This window comes from Paenibacillus sanfengchensis (assembly GCF_036864765.1).
Taxonomy (GTDB): Bacteria; Bacillota; Bacilli; order Paenibacillales; family Paenibacillaceae; genus Fontibacillus; species Fontibacillus sanfengchensis.
In genome coordinates this window covers 635,805-653,140 of sequence record NZ_JBAGJC010000001.1, presented here as the reverse complement: position 1 = coordinate 653,140, position 17,336 = coordinate 635,805, and the positions used below count along the sequence as shown (strand labels likewise).

The window sequence follows — 17,336 nt, the reverse complement described above, 5'->3', positions numbered from 1 at the left end:
ATGAATCCAACGGAACCACAGTCTTATTCCTATCAAGACCTCGTGAAGCGATTATACGATCTCGAGGCGCTGGCGGTGCCGCCGCAGGCCGGCGAGAAATCGGGATGCTTCTCAAGTTTTGACCGAAGCTCGACTTATAATGCCGAGACAGGCCTGTACGAGAACTGGGGAGCCAATGATGACGGGGGAGGCTTTATTCGCAAGGAAGGGGACAGCATCGTTGCCATGGAACTCGACGGACCCGGGGTGATCTGGAGAGTCTGGTCTGCGCTTCCCGAAGAGGGCCATATCCGGATTTTTATAGATCACGCGGATACCCCTGTGATGGATCAGCCCTTTCGGGATTATTTCGAAAAATTTAACCGGGAAGGGCCGCCAGCCAATTTTCCGAATCTGTCGCCTACGTTATCCCGCGGAAGAAACTGCTTTATTCCTATCCCTTTTCAGCAACATTGTAAAGTGCTGCTGGATAAAGGGTGGGGCTCTTACTACCATATCACCTATACCGTCTTCCCAGCCGGGGTTAGGGTGCCGTCCTTTGACGGCAGCTTCGATAAGGCTTCGGCCATTGCATTGGCTGAAGCAGACCGAGTACTGCAGCAAAGGGGAAACCGTTCTTTCTTGAAAGCGGAAGGGCCAACTGACGAGAGCGTTACGGTATCCGTACCGTCAGGCGGTAAAGCGGTGCTGTTTGATCACCAAGGGGCCGGCGCGATTTCCATGATCCGGATCAGAACTAACCTTGGACGAAAGAGTGAGGAACAGCAGCGGATGTTGGCCAGACAATTAACCATATCGATGAAATGGGACCATGAAGCAGCTCCTTCGGTATGGGCCCCGCTGGGGGATTTCTTTGGCGGCGCGCCTGGGATCAAACCCTACCGCTCACTGCCCTTGGGGATGAACGAGATTGAAATGTACAGTTATTGGTACATGCCATTTTCGGAAGGCGCGAGGATTGAAATTGAAAATGAGGGAACGGACGCATGCGCGTTTGAGGCGGATATCCGGTACACACCTCTACCTAAGTCTCATGCGGAAAATCTTCTGCGTTTTCATGCAAAATGGCACCAGGATCAATATCTGGATCTGGATGCGGAGCGCTTCAAGGAAGACGGGGATCGCTGGCCGGATTGGCCTTTGCTGCTGACGAAAAGCCGGGGGAGATTTTGCGGCGTCCATCTGCACTTAAACAATACCTGGGTGAAACCGGCTGAGGAGGCCGAAACCTGGTGGTACGGGCGATGGGATCGAAAAACGATCGACTGGTGGTGGGGAGAAGGAGACGAAAAATTTTTCGTGGATAGCGAATCTTTTCCGTCCACGTTCGGAACGGGCAGCGAGGACTATATCGGTTATGCCTGGGCGGCCGAACCGCCTTTCCCGATGTTCGACAGTGCTTACGCCAGTCAGCCGTTTATCGAAACGGATGCGAACGGACACACCTCGGTCAACCGCTTCCACATTTGCGACAATGTTCCCTTCATGAACTCTTTTGAAGGATTTATCGAGAAATATAAAGGGAATCATTGGGGGCCCAATAACCACAGTTTGTATGCCGCTACCGTTTACTGGTACCAGGAGCGGGGGACAAGCGATGCGTATATGCCTGTTCCGTTGAATGAACGCTTAGACCACTTGAAACTCGGGGAGGAAGGAAGATGAGGGGATTTTTCTATCGGCCGGAGAACGCCTGGGTAGGGGACGTGATTCCCTATTATGAGGACGGAGAGTTTAAGTTGTTCTATCTCCATGGCTGGCGGGAGAATTACCGGGAGGGGCTTGACCATGGCTGGTATCTTGTCGGAACGAAGGATTTCGTCGATTATCGGGAAGATGGAGCCTGCAAGATTGAAGGTGGAACCGGCCATGTTCTGAAAGTGAACGGTATTTATCATATGTTCTACTGTATATTTCCCCCGGGGAAGCAACTGGTATGCCATGCGATCAGCCGTGACTTGAAGACCTGGGAACCCATCCCCGAAGATACCTTTGCCGCTGACAACCGCACCTATGAGCTGTCCGATTGGCGCGACCCTTTCGTGTTCTGGAATGAAGAGGAAGGCCAATACTGGATGCTGCTTGCGGCGATGGCGAAAGGGCTGACCAACCGGAAAGGATGTACCGCGCTGCTGTCATCCAAGGACCTTAAAACTTGGGAGTACCGCGAACCTCTGTACGCGCCGAATTTGCACGTAGGGGCCCACGAATGCCCCGATTTGTTTCGGATCGGGGATTGGTGGTATTTGATTTACTCCTCCTATACCGGGCGATTCGCAACCTTTTACCGGATGAGTCGTTCCCTGGAAGGTCCTTGGCTGACTCCCCGGGAGGACACCTTCGACGGGAGGGCCTTCTATGCGGCCAAATCCGTGTCCGACGGGCAAAAACGTTATTTGTTCGGTTGGAACCCAATGAAAAACGATGATTTGTTCGGTTGGAATCCGCCTAAATCCCGAGGCAAGGACTACAATACGTGGGATTGGGGCGGGAACTTGATCGTCCATGAAATCGTTCAGCGACCGGACGGTACTCTCGGCGTAAAAGTGCCGGATACGGTCGATGAGGCATTTAGGAATCCGCTCCCGTTGCAATTCCAAGGCATTGCGGGGGATTGGAACATTGCGGATCAGGCGCTCTCGTGCGCCTCGCCATATGGCTTTGCCGGCTGCACGAGCCGCGAAGAGCTCCCTGATCAATGCAAGATTTCCGCCAGCGTCTCCTTCTCCCGGGAGACTCAAGGGGTAGGATTGATGCTCCGAACGGAAGATAAGTTGGATGAGGCCTATTACGTTACCCTGGAACCGCAACGGAATCGCCTTACCTTCCGGGGGGCGATTATGCAGTCGGAAGAAGGCGGAAAAACATTCCCTTATGAGGTAGAACTGGAACGTCAGATTGAACTTATTCCTGATCGTTCTTACGATATCAAAGTGTTCATAGACGGATCGATTTGCGAAATTTACGTAGATGAGAACATATCGTTGAGTGCAAGAATGTATGACATCCCTCGAGGCAAGCTAGGCTTGTTTGTCAATCAGGGGCATGCCCGATTCGACGAAGTACGGATTGATGCCAGATTGGTGAGGTAAAAAACAGCCCGGATCGGTAAATAAACGATCCGGGCTGTTTTGCGTCAAGAAGCTTAGCTAAAGGGAGCATAATATGTATTTTCTGATGGTTAGTATAGATAGTCGATATGCTATACTATCAAGTGATCAATCTCCAAATCAGATCCGTACATTGCTCATTAAGAGGTGTAACATGATGAAAAAAGAACTGACGTCAATCAAGCAGACGCGGCTGAACACTATTTTGGATGAAGCGACCAAGCTCTTAATCAAGAAGCCGAATGCTTCCATGCACGAAATTGCCGAATCCGCCGGAATCGGTATCGCAACGCTGCACCGGTATGTTGAGAGCCGGGAACAATTGATGATTTACTTGGGGCTTCGTGCGATTGAGGTCGTCAGCGAGAAGATGAAAGAGATTCGGCTGGATGAAGAGAACTGTGAAACCTTCATTCCGGAGCTGATTGAAGCGTTGATACCACTCGGGGACAAAATTTATTTTCTGGCCCATGACGCTACCGTCAATTATAATCGGGAGATTGAGGAAGAGGATCAGAAATTACGGGAGCCTGTGCTGCGTGCGATCGGTTTGCTGCAGCAGAAGGGGTATTTTCGCCAGAATGTAGACAAAAACTGGATTGTCAATGTCCTGTATTCACTTCTGTTCCTGACTTGGCAGCAGGTCATAGACGGGGATATTGCCAAAAATTCCGCAGCTGCCTTGGTTGTGGATACGTTTTATCACGGATTTAAGAGACATTAAAAGTCAATTTTTTCTACGTATTGCTGGCGGTCCCCCTTAGGGAGAAAGTTGACTGACGCCCAATAATGATATAATTTAATATCAAAAGATAAATTTCACTATCGTTTTATGGTGAAAGACCATCAATTTGTTTTCAACAAATCGTGAAAAGTGGGGATGTGCATGTTCATTCAAAATGCGATGGGAAAAATCAATATTTCAAAACAAATAATCGCCAAGATCGTTGGCATAGCAGCAAACGCGACTAGCGGTATCATATGCACGTCAACCGGAGTTGTCGAGAATATCACGAATTGGTTAGGCGGAAACAGTATACAAAATGGAATCGAGTTAAAGGAAACGGACAGGGGACTGGATGTTCACTTATGCGTAACTGTCCAACACCGGTTGAAAATGCCGGAAGTCTGCAAGATACTGCAATCTAATGTTCTGGAGGCCGTTGAGAAATTTACCGGATTAAGCATCGTCTCCATCAATGTAACTATTGTGGGGGTATCCGTCAAATGATCTTGATAGAAAATGCAACCACCATCCAAAAGGCCGATGCCCGGTCGGCGGTCGGCGCCAGGCTTAATCAAATGGCGTTGGAATATATGGCGTACACATTAGCCGGGTCCGAGAAGAAGAGCATCGTTTCCGGCACTTTCCGCAAGCTGTGGAAGGGGAGGGAGAATCGCTTCAGTCATCAATATGCCTTTGAGGCAAGGGTCAACGGACAGACATTAGGAATGATCACATGTTATCCGGTCCGGGTGTTGAGACGCCTGAGCATGGTAACACCGGACATGGTGGTTTTCTCGGTTCCGTAGACGAAGAAGGATTTCCCCAGATTAAAGCGGTACTCGCCCCTCGTGTTCGTGAGGGAATGAAATACAGGGTTCGTAGTTGCCAAGGCAATTACGAGCCTTTTTGTCTGGCTGAGGACATAGGTTATTGCTTATGATATGGGGTGACGAAATCTTAGACGGTACTCCAGATAATATTAAATTTCCTTTATAAATAAAAGAAGGTAAATTAAGGGTTTATATAGAATATATTAAACTTGACAAAAGAAAAGGGGAATTTTTTTGATCAAGCGGCCTTTTTATTATCTGTGGGGGTCTCAGACGATCTCCAATGTTGCAGATATTATCTACATGTTGAGTATAACGGTATTGGTGTTCAGCTCAAGCAATTCTCTAATGCAGACCACTTTGATTCCGTTGTTCCGTTTGTCTGCCCAAGTGGTTAGCGGGCTGGTTGCACCTGTAATTCTCAGTCGATTCAGGCTCACGCGGATTTTGCTGTTCTCCCAACTTGGGCAGTTTGTCATTTTTACACTGCTGCTTCTTTACTTGTGGACCAAGCCTGGGCAAGGATCGTTACTTTTCATTTTTGTGATGGTGTTTGGCATGTCCTTTCTGGACGGCTGGACCAACCCGGCACGAAATACACTTGTCCCACGCTTGGCAAGCGGTGAGGGACTCATGCGCGCGAACGGCTTTGTAGCCGTCAGTGATCAAGTAGTTAAATGTGCAGGATGGGCGCTCAGCGGGATTGTTGTAGCCTGGCTCGGTTCACTGAGTACGCTTTTGATCGCATCCTGTTGCTATTTGTTGGCTGCAACTGTCACTTCGTTCATTCGTGATCCGCTGGATTATCAGGCATCAGGTTCCGAATCTCCAATCCTCGCTACTCAGCCGGCAGCAGCAGCCGAATCAAAGGGCTCCCATTGGAAAGAACTTGGGGAAGGTTGGCGGATTATTTGGCATAACCGCCGCATTCGTTCTCTGATGATCGTGGACAGTATAGACACCATTGGGGGAACCTCCTGGCTTGGTGTATTTATTCTGGCGTATGTAACTCAGGTGCTGCATAAGGATGCAAGCTGGTGGGGGTTTATGAATGCCTCTTTTTTCTCCGGCATGATTCTGGGCGGGCTGGTTGTTGTTGGCTTGGTCAAACGGTTGCAAAAGAACAGTTATTTGTACATGCTGGGAGCATTGTTCGTGTATGTGCTGATTACGGTAGTGTTTGCTCTCAATACGATTCCGGCCGCTGCGCTTGTTCTTTTTGCCGTCTCGGGATTACCGGTGCAAATGGCCGGAATTATTCGCCGTACCTTGCTGCAAACAAGTGCTCCGGCGGCTCAACTCCCAAAAGTGATGGCAGGAATTGACGTGCTTACGAACCTTGGCTTTGGCTTATCTTTGTTGTTTCTAGGTTGGTATGCAGACCGCTTTGGAATGGTACAGGTGTATCTGCTGGCTGCGGCTATGACGACAATTGCTGTCTTGATCGGGTGGTTCTATCGGAGGGATTTTCAGGAAAGTGCACAAGTGGATCATCCAACTGTCAAGGACACAGTGATTTGAAAATGGTTTAAGGTGTGACGATTTGCATATTTCCTTCTCCCAACGGGTAATAACTAACACCACAGCAATCGCGTGACGCAAGAATACGCCACAAGGGGGAAGGGGGAGAACGAATGAAACGCAAACTATTAATAACGGGAGCGGCGGGTACAATAGGGAATGTACTTTACAAGGGGCTGCAAAACGATAATCGGTACGACATTGTCGGAGCGGATATACAGGCGGACGATGAGCAAGGCATTGTGCATGCGGATATCGCGGATGAAGCGCGGCTGGCAGAGCTGACGCAAGGAATTGATACGGTGCTCCATTTTGCCTGGATCAAGGACAACGGGGATTTTCTCGGCAAGGTGTTGGCTGGAAATGTGAGCGGTGCATATAAATTATTTGAGGCGGCGGTGCAAAATGGCGTCCGCCGCATTGTATTCGCCAGTTCCAATCATGCGACCGGTTTTTACAAGACGGACGAGAAGGTTGATCCCGACGATCCGTACCGTCCGGATAGCTTTTACGGGCTCAGCAAATGCTATATCGAACTGCTGGGCCGGCTTTATTCTGACCAAGGGAAGATATCTTCGTTCAATATTCGCATCGGCAACTTTCCGGGGGACGATCGGCCCCATTCCGAACGTGCAGGGCATATCTGGATATCCGAGCGTGATATGCTTCAACTGATCGTTTGCTGCATTGAAGCTGGTGACGAACTGAAGTATTTGAATCTGTACGGCACCTCCGCCAATAGCGATAACTACTACAACATAGATTATCTGGAGGAACTGATCGGATATAAACCTCAGGATGACGCAACAAAGTTGCTTGAGCTAGCCAAGGCAGCGGGACGCAAGGTGAGCCGGGATGAAACGGCCTATCAGGGGGGACAGCAACCGTAGCCCGCCATTCCGCCGCCTCGATCCGTCATTTTTTCAAACTCCTTATATATTCCAAATGTTTGATAGACGCCGCAAGGCGTCTATTTTTCGGCAACGATCGCAAACATGGGCCGGTGGCGGTTTAGGATTTTTTCTCCTGGACTATAAAATTCAGCATCGAATCCTTCATGGATTTGGATTTTAGTAAAGCCAATAAACTTAAGCATTTCGCTGTCCCATCCAGGTCTTCTTACGTAGGTTAACGGCAAGGTAAGCGCCAGTTGATCTCCTTCCTCGATGTCTTTCTCTTCACGGTACGGCAAGTAACCTTGCTCCATCGCCTCCTCCTTGGCTTTTCTGAAAAGCTCTGCCTCCTGGGGATGGCTCAAAAACAAATTCCAATTTGCGTCGAAAATAATAACTTGGCCCCCGTCGTTAAGCATCCCATGCCAATTTTGATAAGCCGTAACAGGATTGTATAGGAACCAAGTGACATTCCTGGAAATGATGACATCAAAGGTTTCTTCGGTTTTATATTCGATGATATCTGTCTCCATAATCCTGATATTGCAGTTGTATTTTTGCGCATTTTGCCTAGCTCTAGCCACCATTTCAGGCGAGGAATCAATGGCGGTAACCAGGTGCCCCATCCGGCTAAGCAAAACCGCAAAAAATCCGGGCCCCGTTCCAACATCCAGGATCTTTAAATTCCGTTTTCCGGATAAAAGACCACTCAGGATCGCGTTCCATTGATCATATGTATTCGTTGCAAATTCGGTATTAACGATTTCATCATACACGGCGGCCCCTTTGTCCCAATAATCCCGATATTGCTCTGCAAGTTTATGCTCACTCATTAATCCTCGTCTCCTTCATCCCAAAAAAATATGTTGCAAATCGTAATAATTACGATTAATAATATACAAAGATTATTCCGTTTGCAAGTGGTCATGAACATTGCAGCAGTTTAATCACCAACATCAAGGGAGAAGAAGTAGGAGGAGTAGGGATGTTTAGCAGATATGGTTTCATTGTTGCCGCCGTTTTGACGTTGTTGTTGCTTGTGGGGTGCTCACAAGCCAAAAGCACGGTTTCCGGTTCCGGTCAAGAAGCGGACAAACAAATCGTTGTAGCGGTAACCCAGGATGCTGAAGGGGATAAACTGGATGCCGCGACCTTCAATGGAACACGCCATGTGCATGCCGCTGTATATGATGCGCTGGTGGAATATGAAGGGGAAGGCAAGATCGCCCCCAGCTTGGCCGAATCATGGGAAATCTCCGATGACGGAAAGACCTATACTTTTCAGCTAAGAAAACAAGTGAAATTTTCGGACGACAGTCCATTGAATTCAGCGGCCGTTAAGTTTTCTTTGGAGCGGGCGGTCGGCAGAGAAGAGAACGCTACGCTTGAAATATCCCGTTTGCTGAAAAAAATAGAAACCCCTGATGACAACACCGTCGTACTTACGTTTAAAGAAACCGCAACTCAAGTTTTGTATGAGCTTAGTCAGGCGAGGCCTTTTCGGATTATGAGTCCAACCGCGGTGACTCCTGCGGGAGATGTGAATGGAGCCTTTCACCAAGCGATCGGCACGGGGCCTTGGAAAATAGGCAGCTATCAGCAAGGAGTCGAGACGGTTCTGGTTGCAAATGAGCATTATTGGTTAGAGGAACCATCGGAGTATTCGCTTGTCTTTAAAGTCATTACTGATCCGCAGGCAAGGGTGCTTGCGCTGCAATCCGGAGAGGTGGATCTTGCAGGTGGGGAAGTTGGCAATATTCCGGCGGAAAGTCTAATTGTTTTTCAAAATAACGACAAGTATGTGGTGGAAACGGGAACCAGTACGATGTCCTATTTTTTGGTCATCAATCAAAATAATGCGGCTCTAGCGGATAAAAATATACGCCAGGCGATCAATTACGGAAATGATACGAGTAAATTTGCAGATGGAAGCGGTGAACCGGTCAAAGGGTTGTTTCAAGAAGAAGTCGCCTTTGTCACGGACGATAACCAGCCGTTCTACCCTTATAATCCGGAGAAGGCAAAACAATTGATCGAAGCCGCGGGTTACAAATGGAATGAGAAAAAGCAGCTTTATGAAAAAGACGGACAAGTCCTGCAGTTGCGATTGGTGATTCAAACGGAAGAATATCCGGAGTGGAAAGAGATGGCGGAAATTTTTCAGGACAACATGAAGCAGATCGGCATCCAAGTGGACATCGTGAATCAGGAACGGGCAGCTTACTATGATACGTTATGGAGCAGCAAGGATTATGACCTGCTTATGTATCGGACTTATACGGATGCGCAGTTGCCGTATCGATTCCTGTCTTCTCTATTCTATAGTTCGCCATCCGCGCCGGGGGTCGCTTATCAAGACCGTCCATTATCGGACCTGCTGAATCAGATTGCTTCCACCGTCTCGGTAGAGAAGCAGCAGGCGCTATTTGACCAAGTGTTTCTTCGCATGTACGAGGAAGCGATGTCGGTGCCAATCTACTACGCCAAGCAAACCTTTGTTCATACGCGCGAACTTACCGGCTTTACTTTCAATGCCATAGAAGACGATCCTTTAAAGTGGCATCACTTGAAGAAGGAAGCCCAATAATGCTGCGTTCCATTACCCATCGTCTGTTGATGTTAGTGCTTACGTTTGTCCTGTTTTCATTGTTCCTCTTCACACTTATGCGTCTGGCGCCGGGGGATCCGGCGTCGATGATGCTGCTAAACATCGGGGCGGTGCCGGAACGATCATTAGTGGCTCATTTGCAGGCGCAATGGGGGCTTGATCAATCGTTTATTCAGCAATACATGGCTTGGGTTTTTCAGATATTCCAAGGAGAACTGGGAAATTCTTTTATGTCCGGCGAACCGGTGTTACACGAAATCATGAACCGTTTAGAACCGACGTTCACACTGATCGCAGGCTCTTTTTTGCTTACGGTGACTGTTTCAATACCGGCAGGAATTTGGTCAGGGTTAAATGCAGGCTCGATTCCGGATCGCGTGGTTTATTCGGTAACCATTTTAGGGTTGTCGATCCCTTTATATTGGCTTGCTATTCTTCTCATGTATGCTTTCGGTGTGATCTGGCCGATTCTTCCGATCGTCGGAAGCTCTTCCGTACAGCATTATGTGCTCCCGGTAACGGCGATTTCCCTGGTCCAAAGCGTTTACTTCATTCGGATGGTACGCTCATACACCGTACAGTACAGTAAATTCTCTTATATTGAGGCGGCAAAAGCCAGAGGTTTGCGGCCCGCTATCTTTTATCCGGCTTATTTATTCCGCGCCATGTTCATCCCGATCCTGACGTTAATCACGACCAGCTTGCCGAGCTTTTTTGGAGCCTCGATCATCACGGAAACGATTTTTAGTTTTCCGGGGTTCAGCAAGTATATGCTCGAGGCCATTTACCGCCGTGATTTTCCCGTCATTCAGGGAAGCGCGCTGCTGGTGGCCGCTTTTATATTCGGGTTTAACTTTGTGAGCGATATCCTTTATTTTTTGGCCGATCCGCGTGTTCATCTTGACAAACAGAGGTGGGAACTATGATGAATCTCGTTCGGGCGAATAAACTTCCAACAACAGCTTTGTTGTTAATTGTGGCTCTTCTTATTGCCGGACTGAGCGCATCATGGATATCACCTTATGACCCGTTCCAAACCAATCATCAAGCAAAGCTCCTTCCCCCAAGCCTCTCTCATCCGTTTGGAACGGATTATCTGGGAAGAGATTTGTTAAGCCGGGTGATTCACGGGATCGGCGACTCGGTGTTCCCCGTTTTCATCGTTCTCGGCGTTGTCATGTTGATCGGACTGTTCGTTGGTGCACTGAGTGCTTTTTGGGGGAATAAACTTGACATGTTGATGATGAGTGTGACGGATATTTTTACGGCCTTGCCGAATGTCCTGCTCACCATTGTGGTGGTTGGCTTTCTCGGTTTTGGCATGGAGAATGTGTATTTTGCGGTGATTCTTTCCTGGTGGGCCAAGTACGTAAGATTAATTCGCGGTTTGATCCATGATGTAAAAAAGGAGCCGTATATTATCGCCAGCAGGGTAAGCGGTTCTTTTGGCATGAGAACGATAATACGTCATATGGTACCCAATATCGCCCCGCAGCTTGGAACCATGCTGATTCTGGATGTAAGCAAGGTGATCTTGACTTTATCCGGGTTGTCCTTCTTAGGAATTGGCGCGCAGCCGCCTTCACCCGAATGGGGTGTGATGTTGTTGGATGGGAAAAATTATTTGCAAGTTGCGCCATGGATGGGGTTTTTCCCAGGCTTTATGATTTTTCTGACAGCCTGTTCGTTCCAGATTGTTGGCGAACGGCTTAGGAGGGGAAAGTAATGGATTCCGCAGTAGAAATAAATAATCTGAGTATTAGAAACGCAAATGGTCGGCCGCTTGTAAACAACAGCAGTTTTTGTTTGGAGCCGGGGAAAACATACTGCTTATTGGGAGAAAGCGGAAGCGGCAAGACGTTAACAAGCAAAGCTATTTTAGGAATGCTGCCTGCAGATCTGCAAATGTCGGGCGATATCCTGTTGCGCGGCAAAAACCTGAATCGTTTATCCCAAAGGGACTGGCGCAAAATCAGGGGGAAACAGGTGGGCGTCATTTTTCAGCACCCTGAACAAGCGTTACATCCAGCGCTCTCGATTGGCAGACAATTAGGTGATCTTATGCTTAGTCATTTACCGGTATCGAGGCATGAGGCTGAGCAACAAGCGGAAAAGATGCTGTCTCAAGTGCTCTTGAACGATACGGCGCATGTGATGAAAAGTTATTCTCATGAGCTGAGCGGCGGAATGAATCAACGTGTCATGATTGCGATGGCGCTTCTGTTAAAGCCTGAAGTCGTCATCGCCGATGAGCCGACGAGCGCGCTTGATGTCACCACCCAGGCTGAAGTCATCTCCTTATTGCATCATCTGATATTGGAGCTGAACATGAGTATGTTGTTTATTACGCACGATATACTCCTGGCAAGTTATCTTGCGGATACGATCGGGGTGATGCGTGACGGAGAAATCATAGAGCAGGGAAGCACAGAGCGAATATTAGGACAACCCGAGCATGAATATACCAAGCAATTATGCAGGTATCGATCGCAAAAGCTCCTTAGCAAAGGAGGTGCCGGCCCCAATGCTTCAAGTTCAGCAGCTATTCAAAGAAATGAATGGAAGGCAAATTCTGAATGACATCCATTTTGTGATAGAAGACGGGGAATCTTTAGCCATCGTAGGCGAGAGCGGCAGCGGCAAATCCACGCTAGCCCAACTGATCATGGCCTTAAAACAACCGACATCGGGGCAAATTATATTTAATGGGCAACACCTGCCCCACAAAGGAATAAAAGCGTATAAAGAATGGTATCGCGATATTCAGATCGTTTTTCAAAATACTGCCTCAACATTAAACCCGGCGATGAGCTTGTTTCAGTGTCTGGAAGAACCGTTAAAGAACTTTACAACCTTGAATAGAGTGGAGCGTAAAAAGCGAATTTTAGAGTATTTGGACAAAGTGGGGCTTCGTGAGGACCTTCTTAGATACCGGCCAGATAAATTAAGTGGAGGCCAGTATCAAAGAGCCTGCCTGGCTAAAGCGCTGATCGTTCATCCCAAACTATTGATCTGTGATGAAATCGTCTCGAACCTTGATATCGTGTTGCAACAGCGGATCATAGAACTCCTTAAGTCCATTCAGCGGGAACAAGGGTTGTCTCTTTTGTTCATTACCCATGATCTCTCGCTTGTTCCCGGACTGTGCCAAGATATTTTAGTGATGAAAGACGGGAAAAAGATCGAGCAATTTCCTACTTCCGACCTCCATAATGAGAGCGTGCGAGACGCCTATACGATCGAGTTGCTTAAATCAACTGAAATGCTTGAAGCCAAGTGGATGATATGGAAAGAGCCGGGCCCTCAACCGATTATGGTAAGAGAATGCGGAAGGGCGTTGAAAGCTTGAGAACATAGAAAGGCCGGTGGGTTGGCCAGCAGATCAACATCCACCGTCCGGGCGCTTTGCACGATTATCCCGTTTGATCAGGTAGAAGAGAATAGACAAGCTCGAGAGAAGTAAGTATTTGGTGGGAAACAGATAGGTTCGAGATAATGAGACGGTCTTAAGACGATCTTAGGAGAAGGAAGCAAATTTAGGAGAAGTGAAGCAGACCGGACGGTAGATGAAGGACAAGATGCGGGGGGAAACGAAAAGACCGTGATTTTGCTGCAGCCTGAACCTTTCCGTCTGCAGCAACGCCCGCACTGTTCATGCTAACCCACACCCATCAAGTTGATCCGCATCAAACTAATCCCCTCTACTCCAGCGTCTCGATCAGGCTACAGCCGCAAGGGGCTGATTCAGTTGGCGCGCGATAAGCCGATGGTAGGGAAGCGTCGGTATCGCCACACACATCTGCAGCAACTTCTGCCGAATCGTTTCTTCCGCTCTGGGCAAGCGCAGCCAGCGGCGTCCGGTAAACTCGTTTAGGTAAGCCTGCAGATGCTTCAGTCCCAAGGCTCCATACGTATTCTTCAGCGATTCCCACGCCTCTCTCACCACTTTTCGCAAGGGCGCATACAGCCGATAGGATAGAGGGAACGATTGTACCGCTGATGTACTAACATTTACATGCCTGTTGATGAACGCGGCGAGTTCGAGACGGTTTGCCCTTTTCCCGTCTCCTCTCTTATACGGTATCAGGCGGATTTTGACCTGCTCCGGCTCGCCCGACTCCCTTACCGTGCATCCCGCTACTACCGCCAAAGCATACGGATGCGGAAACTGACACCGGGATGGGTTACGCCCATACAGATCGCTGTTCACCTTCACATCTCCGCAGAGCAGCTCCTGGGCATCGAACTCCCCGACGGCATGGCGTATTTTGTGCAGCATCAACCAGGCGGTTTTGTATGTGACCTCGATCACCTGGCTCAGTCGCATCGCCGAGATGCCGCCCTCAAGTAGGAATAAATCCAGGGACTCGAACCACTTGAGCAGGGGCAGATGTGTTCGTTCAAAAATCGTGCCGACCAAAGCCGACGTTTGATGCGCGCACTTTCCGCACTCGAACAAGGGGATTCGTCGGGAAGTCAGACGGCTGCACCGGGTGTGAGCGCAGCGCGGGCAGACGAAGCCGTTTGGCCACTTCATCGCGATCAGCGCCTCCATGCAAGCCTGTTCGCTGTTATAACGGCTGCTGAATGGTTGAAGTTCCCTTCCCGCATTGACCTCCATGTTCACTCGCCCCCGAATCAAGATTTAAAACGCGTGTTCGTTTTACTTCATTATATCGAACATGCGTTCCTATATCAAGCCGAAAATCTCACCTGAACCGCCTCATTTTTTTCTTATTTCGATTTATCCATTTACCTTAGCTCCCAACCTCTGCCCCTGAACGAAAGGGATAATCTTGCAAAGGCAGCAGGCGGGGACACCAAGACACGAACACTATAGTGTCAAAGTCATAATTTATTTCGTCAAGCACTGATCTCGGTTATGAGCGTCAACTCCAGAATTGGATTGCCGCTTTGTCCATTACTTCAAGGCTTACTTGCCAATTTTTATGCTGCGAAAGTTAAGTGTAGGACTATTGGATGCTCGTATTAAAGACGAAACGATTCCGCTTCGTCATGTGATCGGTCAGGAAACCAACGGAGCAGGCGGCATGTTTACAGAAATTTACATTAAATCCCACTATCAACAATTTCCATTCTTATGCATCCTCCGATATTGGGCTGGCGTCATTCCATACACCTTTTTGAAGATGGAATAAAACGTGTTAAGCGACGAAAAGCCGTATTTTTGGATGATCGGCTCAATTGGCGAGTCGGAGGCAAGCAACTCCTGACAAATGTAATTTAGGCGCTTCTCCGATATCTTCTCCGTAATCGACTGGTTTGTCTCCGCTTTATACAAACTGCGGAAATAATTCACGGACAGACCCAAATGGTCGGCCAGCATTTTTGCGGACAAGTTCGAATCGGTTAATTGTTCTTCAATGAACTGGTCCGCCTGCTCGATCAGGGCCGCGTTTTTGGACAGACTGCGGGCAGCCTCAATGTCTTCAAGCGTCTTGGTTATCAGAGCTTCCATCCATGGCACTACGTTTTCCATCGTCTCCTGCTGTATGATCTGATTCTCGATGGAAGTCAGCCCCCATGAATGGGGCAACGTCTGACTGGAGTGCTCCTGCATAAGCCGGCGTATGTCCATAAACAAGGTAATCAACGACATTTTGCATTCAAAATAGGGCAGTCCCCGCAGCTTGACCACGGCTGAGCGTATGATTTCCAGAACCGTATCCACGTTACCCTTGGAAAGAGCCTGAGCGATCTGCCGCTCTTTGTCCACAGGCAAATGATACAGTTCTCCTGGCGCGTCGGCCAGCCATGCTTTTATGATGAGCGCTCCGTGCCCGAATCGGAACCGTTCGTGCGTTAGTTCATACGTCTCCATATATACCTCATGCATGTCGGTCAGACTGGGCAACGTCCTACCCCAAGCGACGGTCGTGCCGATGGACAAATACTGCTCCATTAATTGCATAGATACTTGCAGCTTCTTTGCATATTCTTCGGACATTGGAGCGGATAAGACAACCGCCACGTGATCGTTCCCCATGTCCACCGTTTGCAGCTTGTGCTTGGAAAATTGCAGCGACTCTTGGATAATATTGGACATTGCAAATCGGAGTAGACGCCGGTCCTTCTCCGGGTAGGCCTCCGTAAATTCCGAGAAGTGGTCGATCCGAAAGATGGCCACCGACAGCTGATCTTCCGGCAGAGCAATTCCCCATTCTTGGAATTGAGAACATATTTCCTCTGCCGTATGGTAGATACCCCCCAGAAAATCCCGTAAAAACCGCTCTTTACCCAGAATTTTAGTATGCCGCCAGTGCTCGGTCAGTTCATAGATCTGCTTGTGTTGGGCTGTAAACACATTGGATAAGTAGTCAAGTTCATTTGCGCTAAATCCTTCGCCGGGCCTTTCCGCTTGATGCTGCCGCATCACTCTGCTAATCAGTTCTTGAATAGGCGAGTAGACCCGTTTGGAAATCAGAACGATAACGGTCAATGATGCTACGAACAGAATGAGGAACAAGATCATGCTTGTGTTGCGAAGAACAGTGATTTTTCCCAAAATGACCGACTTCGGTATAGTTTCGATAAAGGTCCAATCTTGAATTCCTTTGATGGAGGAGCTTGCGTAAACCATCAGTTGCTCTTCCTGATTGCGGGGCTGAAACAGCTTCCATCCGCTTTCGCCCTTATTCCCTTGGCTCCTGAGCTCCGCAATTTGTTCCTGATTCAAAGGAATGCTGCTAAAAACCGTCTTATCCCGATCATTCAGAACAGTGACCGACCTGTTCGCATAATTCGAATTGTTCTGAAGCAAGGTCATTAAATTATCAGTATCTATATTCAGAACGAAAGCCGAGATGGAACTGCCTTTTTCGTAAAATCTTACGATGCTAATCACCTCTTTGGCCTTAATGCCGACAAGCGGAATGGACAAGGTTCTCGGAATGAGAACGCTGTGGTCCGCTGTAGCCGGATCCTGCAAGCGCTTAATAATGTCCTGGTCGTAAAAAGCTTCCGCATCACTCAATCCAAGTCTGGAATCTACTACAGTATTTGTGTAATCGTTGATTAGGTATACCGAATCGATAGACGGATTGGCGTTCTTGATTTCGATAAGCCGTCTCCATACCTTATAAGTTTCAAAATCGCTGTATTGATCCGAAAGGGCATTTACCTTGAGGGTACTGTCATCGCTGGAGGAGAAGCTGAATTCCAAAGACCATTCCATCAGTCGCGCTGTGTTCCGGGCACCGTTCACTAGCAAGGATTCGGAATGATCGCCGATCTCTTCCAGAAGCGTCTGGGAAGACTGCCCATAGAGCAGCGCGAAAGATACAGCCAGAACCAGAACGTTTGCACTGACAAAATAAAAAATAAGTTTCATATAAGTAGGATGCCGCTTCAGCGATGTGAAAAGTGGAAGTCTGAACTTCATTGCTCTGAATCCCCCGTTATTATAACTTCCGATTCTTATCATTTTTAGATTATTAATTATAGCATAACGAGCATTCCTGTCTGCAGAATCGGTTATTTTCGAGGGTAGTGTTGTTTTTGGGAAGTTCGTAAATCTGCGCTTGCAGGAAAAATTGGAGCTTGCCGGAATTGCCGTTGCGGTGAGAGCTCGGTAAGGTAACGGTATAAATAACGGGACGCAGATGCGATTGCCTGTTTCGATGAAAG

The 17,336-nt window shown here is 48.3% G+C and carries 14 protein-coding genes and 2 pseudogenes; 13 read left to right on the top strand and 3 right to left on the bottom strand.

Annotation, left to right across the window (positions count from 1 at the left end; all coding sequences use genetic code 11):
- From V4U84_RS02970 to V4U84_RS02940, 7 genes and pseudogenes are all read left to right on the top strand, one after another.
- On the top strand, window positions 1-1,665 hold the full coding sequence (locus V4U84_RS02970; RefSeq protein WP_334073271.1) for a glycoside hydrolase family 172 protein: 1,665 nt from the start codon (window positions 1-3) through the stop codon (window positions 1,663-1,665).
- Window positions 1,662-3,092, top strand: coding sequence for a glycoside hydrolase family 32 protein (locus V4U84_RS02965; protein WP_334073270.1), 1,431 nt, complete (start codon window positions 1,662-1,664; stop codon window positions 3,090-3,092). The genes V4U84_RS02970 and V4U84_RS02965 overlap by 4 nt, the downstream gene beginning before the upstream one ends.
- Window positions 3,093-3,267: 175 nt before the next feature.
- Window positions 3,268-3,834 carry a TetR/AcrR family transcriptional regulator gene (locus tag V4U84_RS02960; RefSeq protein WP_334073382.1) on the top strand — a complete coding sequence of 189 codons (567 nt, stop codon included), beginning with the start codon at window positions 3,268-3,270 and terminating at the stop codon, window positions 3,832-3,834.
- Between the two features lie 162 nt (window positions 3,835-3,996).
- Window positions 3,997-4,341 (top strand): Asp23/Gls24 family envelope stress response protein, encoded by a 345-nt coding sequence (locus V4U84_RS02955; RefSeq protein ID WP_334073269.1) that lies wholly within the window; start codon window positions 3,997-3,999, stop codon window positions 4,339-4,341.
- Window positions 4,338-4,613 (top strand): annotated as a pseudogene (locus V4U84_RS02950) (GNAT family N-acetyltransferase); the annotation flags it as partial. The gene V4U84_RS02955 and the pseudogene V4U84_RS02950, both read left to right, overlap by 4 nt.
- A 288-nt stretch (window positions 4,614-4,901) precedes the next feature.
- Window positions 4,902-6,188 (top strand): MFS transporter, encoded by a 1,287-nt coding sequence (locus V4U84_RS02945; RefSeq protein ID WP_334073268.1) that lies wholly within the window; start codon window positions 4,902-4,904, stop codon window positions 6,186-6,188.
- 113 nt (window positions 6,189-6,301) lie between these two features.
- Window positions 6,302-7,078 carry an NAD-dependent epimerase/dehydratase family protein gene (locus V4U84_RS02940; RefSeq protein WP_334073267.1) on the top strand — a complete coding sequence of 259 codons (777 nt, stop codon included), beginning with the start codon at window positions 6,302-6,304 and terminating at the stop codon, window positions 7,076-7,078.
- An 80-nt stretch (window positions 7,079-7,158) separates the two neighbouring features.
- Here V4U84_RS02940 and V4U84_RS02935 read toward each other — a convergent pair whose 3' ends face one another.
- On the bottom strand, window positions 7,159-7,914 hold the full coding sequence (locus V4U84_RS02935) for a class I SAM-dependent methyltransferase (protein WP_334073266.1): 756 nt from the start codon (window positions 7,912-7,914) through the stop codon (window positions 7,159-7,161).
- Between the two features lie 152 nt (window positions 7,915-8,066).
- Between V4U84_RS02935 and V4U84_RS02930 the strand changes: the two genes are divergently transcribed.
- From V4U84_RS02930 to V4U84_RS02910, 5 genes are read left to right on the top strand one after another with little or no spacing between them, the layout of a single operon-like run.
- The gene (locus tag V4U84_RS02930) at window positions 8,067-9,668 is read left to right on the top strand and encodes an ABC transporter substrate-binding protein (protein WP_334073265.1); all 1,602 of its coding nucleotides are present in this window, start codon (window positions 8,067-8,069) and stop codon (window positions 9,666-9,668) included.
- Window positions 9,668-10,615, top strand: a complete 948-nt coding sequence (locus V4U84_RS02925; protein WP_334073264.1) for an ABC transporter permease — start codon at window positions 9,668-9,670, stop codon at window positions 10,613-10,615. Before V4U84_RS02930 ends, V4U84_RS02925 begins: the two co-directional genes overlap by 1 nt.
- A complete protein-coding gene (locus V4U84_RS02920) occupies window positions 10,612-11,415 on the top strand; it encodes an ABC transporter permease (protein WP_334073263.1) in 804 nt (267 codons plus the stop codon). The genes V4U84_RS02925 and V4U84_RS02920 overlap by 4 nt, the downstream gene beginning before the upstream one ends.
- Window positions 11,415-12,269 (top strand): ABC transporter ATP-binding protein, encoded by an 855-nt coding sequence (locus tag V4U84_RS02915; RefSeq protein WP_334073262.1) that lies wholly within the window; start codon window positions 11,415-11,417, stop codon window positions 12,267-12,269. The genes V4U84_RS02920 and V4U84_RS02915 overlap by 1 nt, the downstream gene beginning before the upstream one ends.
- Window positions 12,214-13,038 carry an ABC transporter ATP-binding protein gene (locus V4U84_RS02910; protein WP_334073261.1) on the top strand — a complete coding sequence of 275 codons (825 nt, stop codon included), beginning with the start codon at window positions 12,214-12,216 and terminating at the stop codon, window positions 13,036-13,038. The genes V4U84_RS02915 and V4U84_RS02910 overlap by 56 nt, the downstream gene beginning before the upstream one ends.
- 369 nt (window positions 13,039-13,407) lie before the next feature.
- Here the strand turns inward: V4U84_RS02910 and V4U84_RS02905 are convergent, their stop codons facing one another.
- Window positions 13,408-14,310, bottom strand: a complete 903-nt coding sequence (locus V4U84_RS02905; RefSeq protein ID WP_334073260.1) for an IS1595 family transposase — start codon at window positions 14,308-14,310, stop codon at window positions 13,408-13,410.
- Between the two features lie 343 nt (window positions 14,311-14,653).
- Here V4U84_RS02905 and V4U84_RS02900 point away from each other — a divergent pair.
- A pseudogene (locus V4U84_RS02900) lies at window positions 14,654-14,746 on the top strand (hypothetical protein); the annotation flags it as partial.
- A 26-nt stretch (window positions 14,747-14,772) separates the two neighbouring features.
- On the opposite strand, the gene V4U84_RS02895 reads toward V4U84_RS02900, so the two are convergent.
- Window positions 14,773-17,091, bottom strand: coding sequence for an AraC family transcriptional regulator (locus V4U84_RS02895; RefSeq protein ID WP_334076756.1), 2,319 nt, complete (start codon window positions 17,089-17,091; stop codon window positions 14,773-14,775).
- Window positions 17,092-17,336 lie beyond the last annotated feature (245 nt).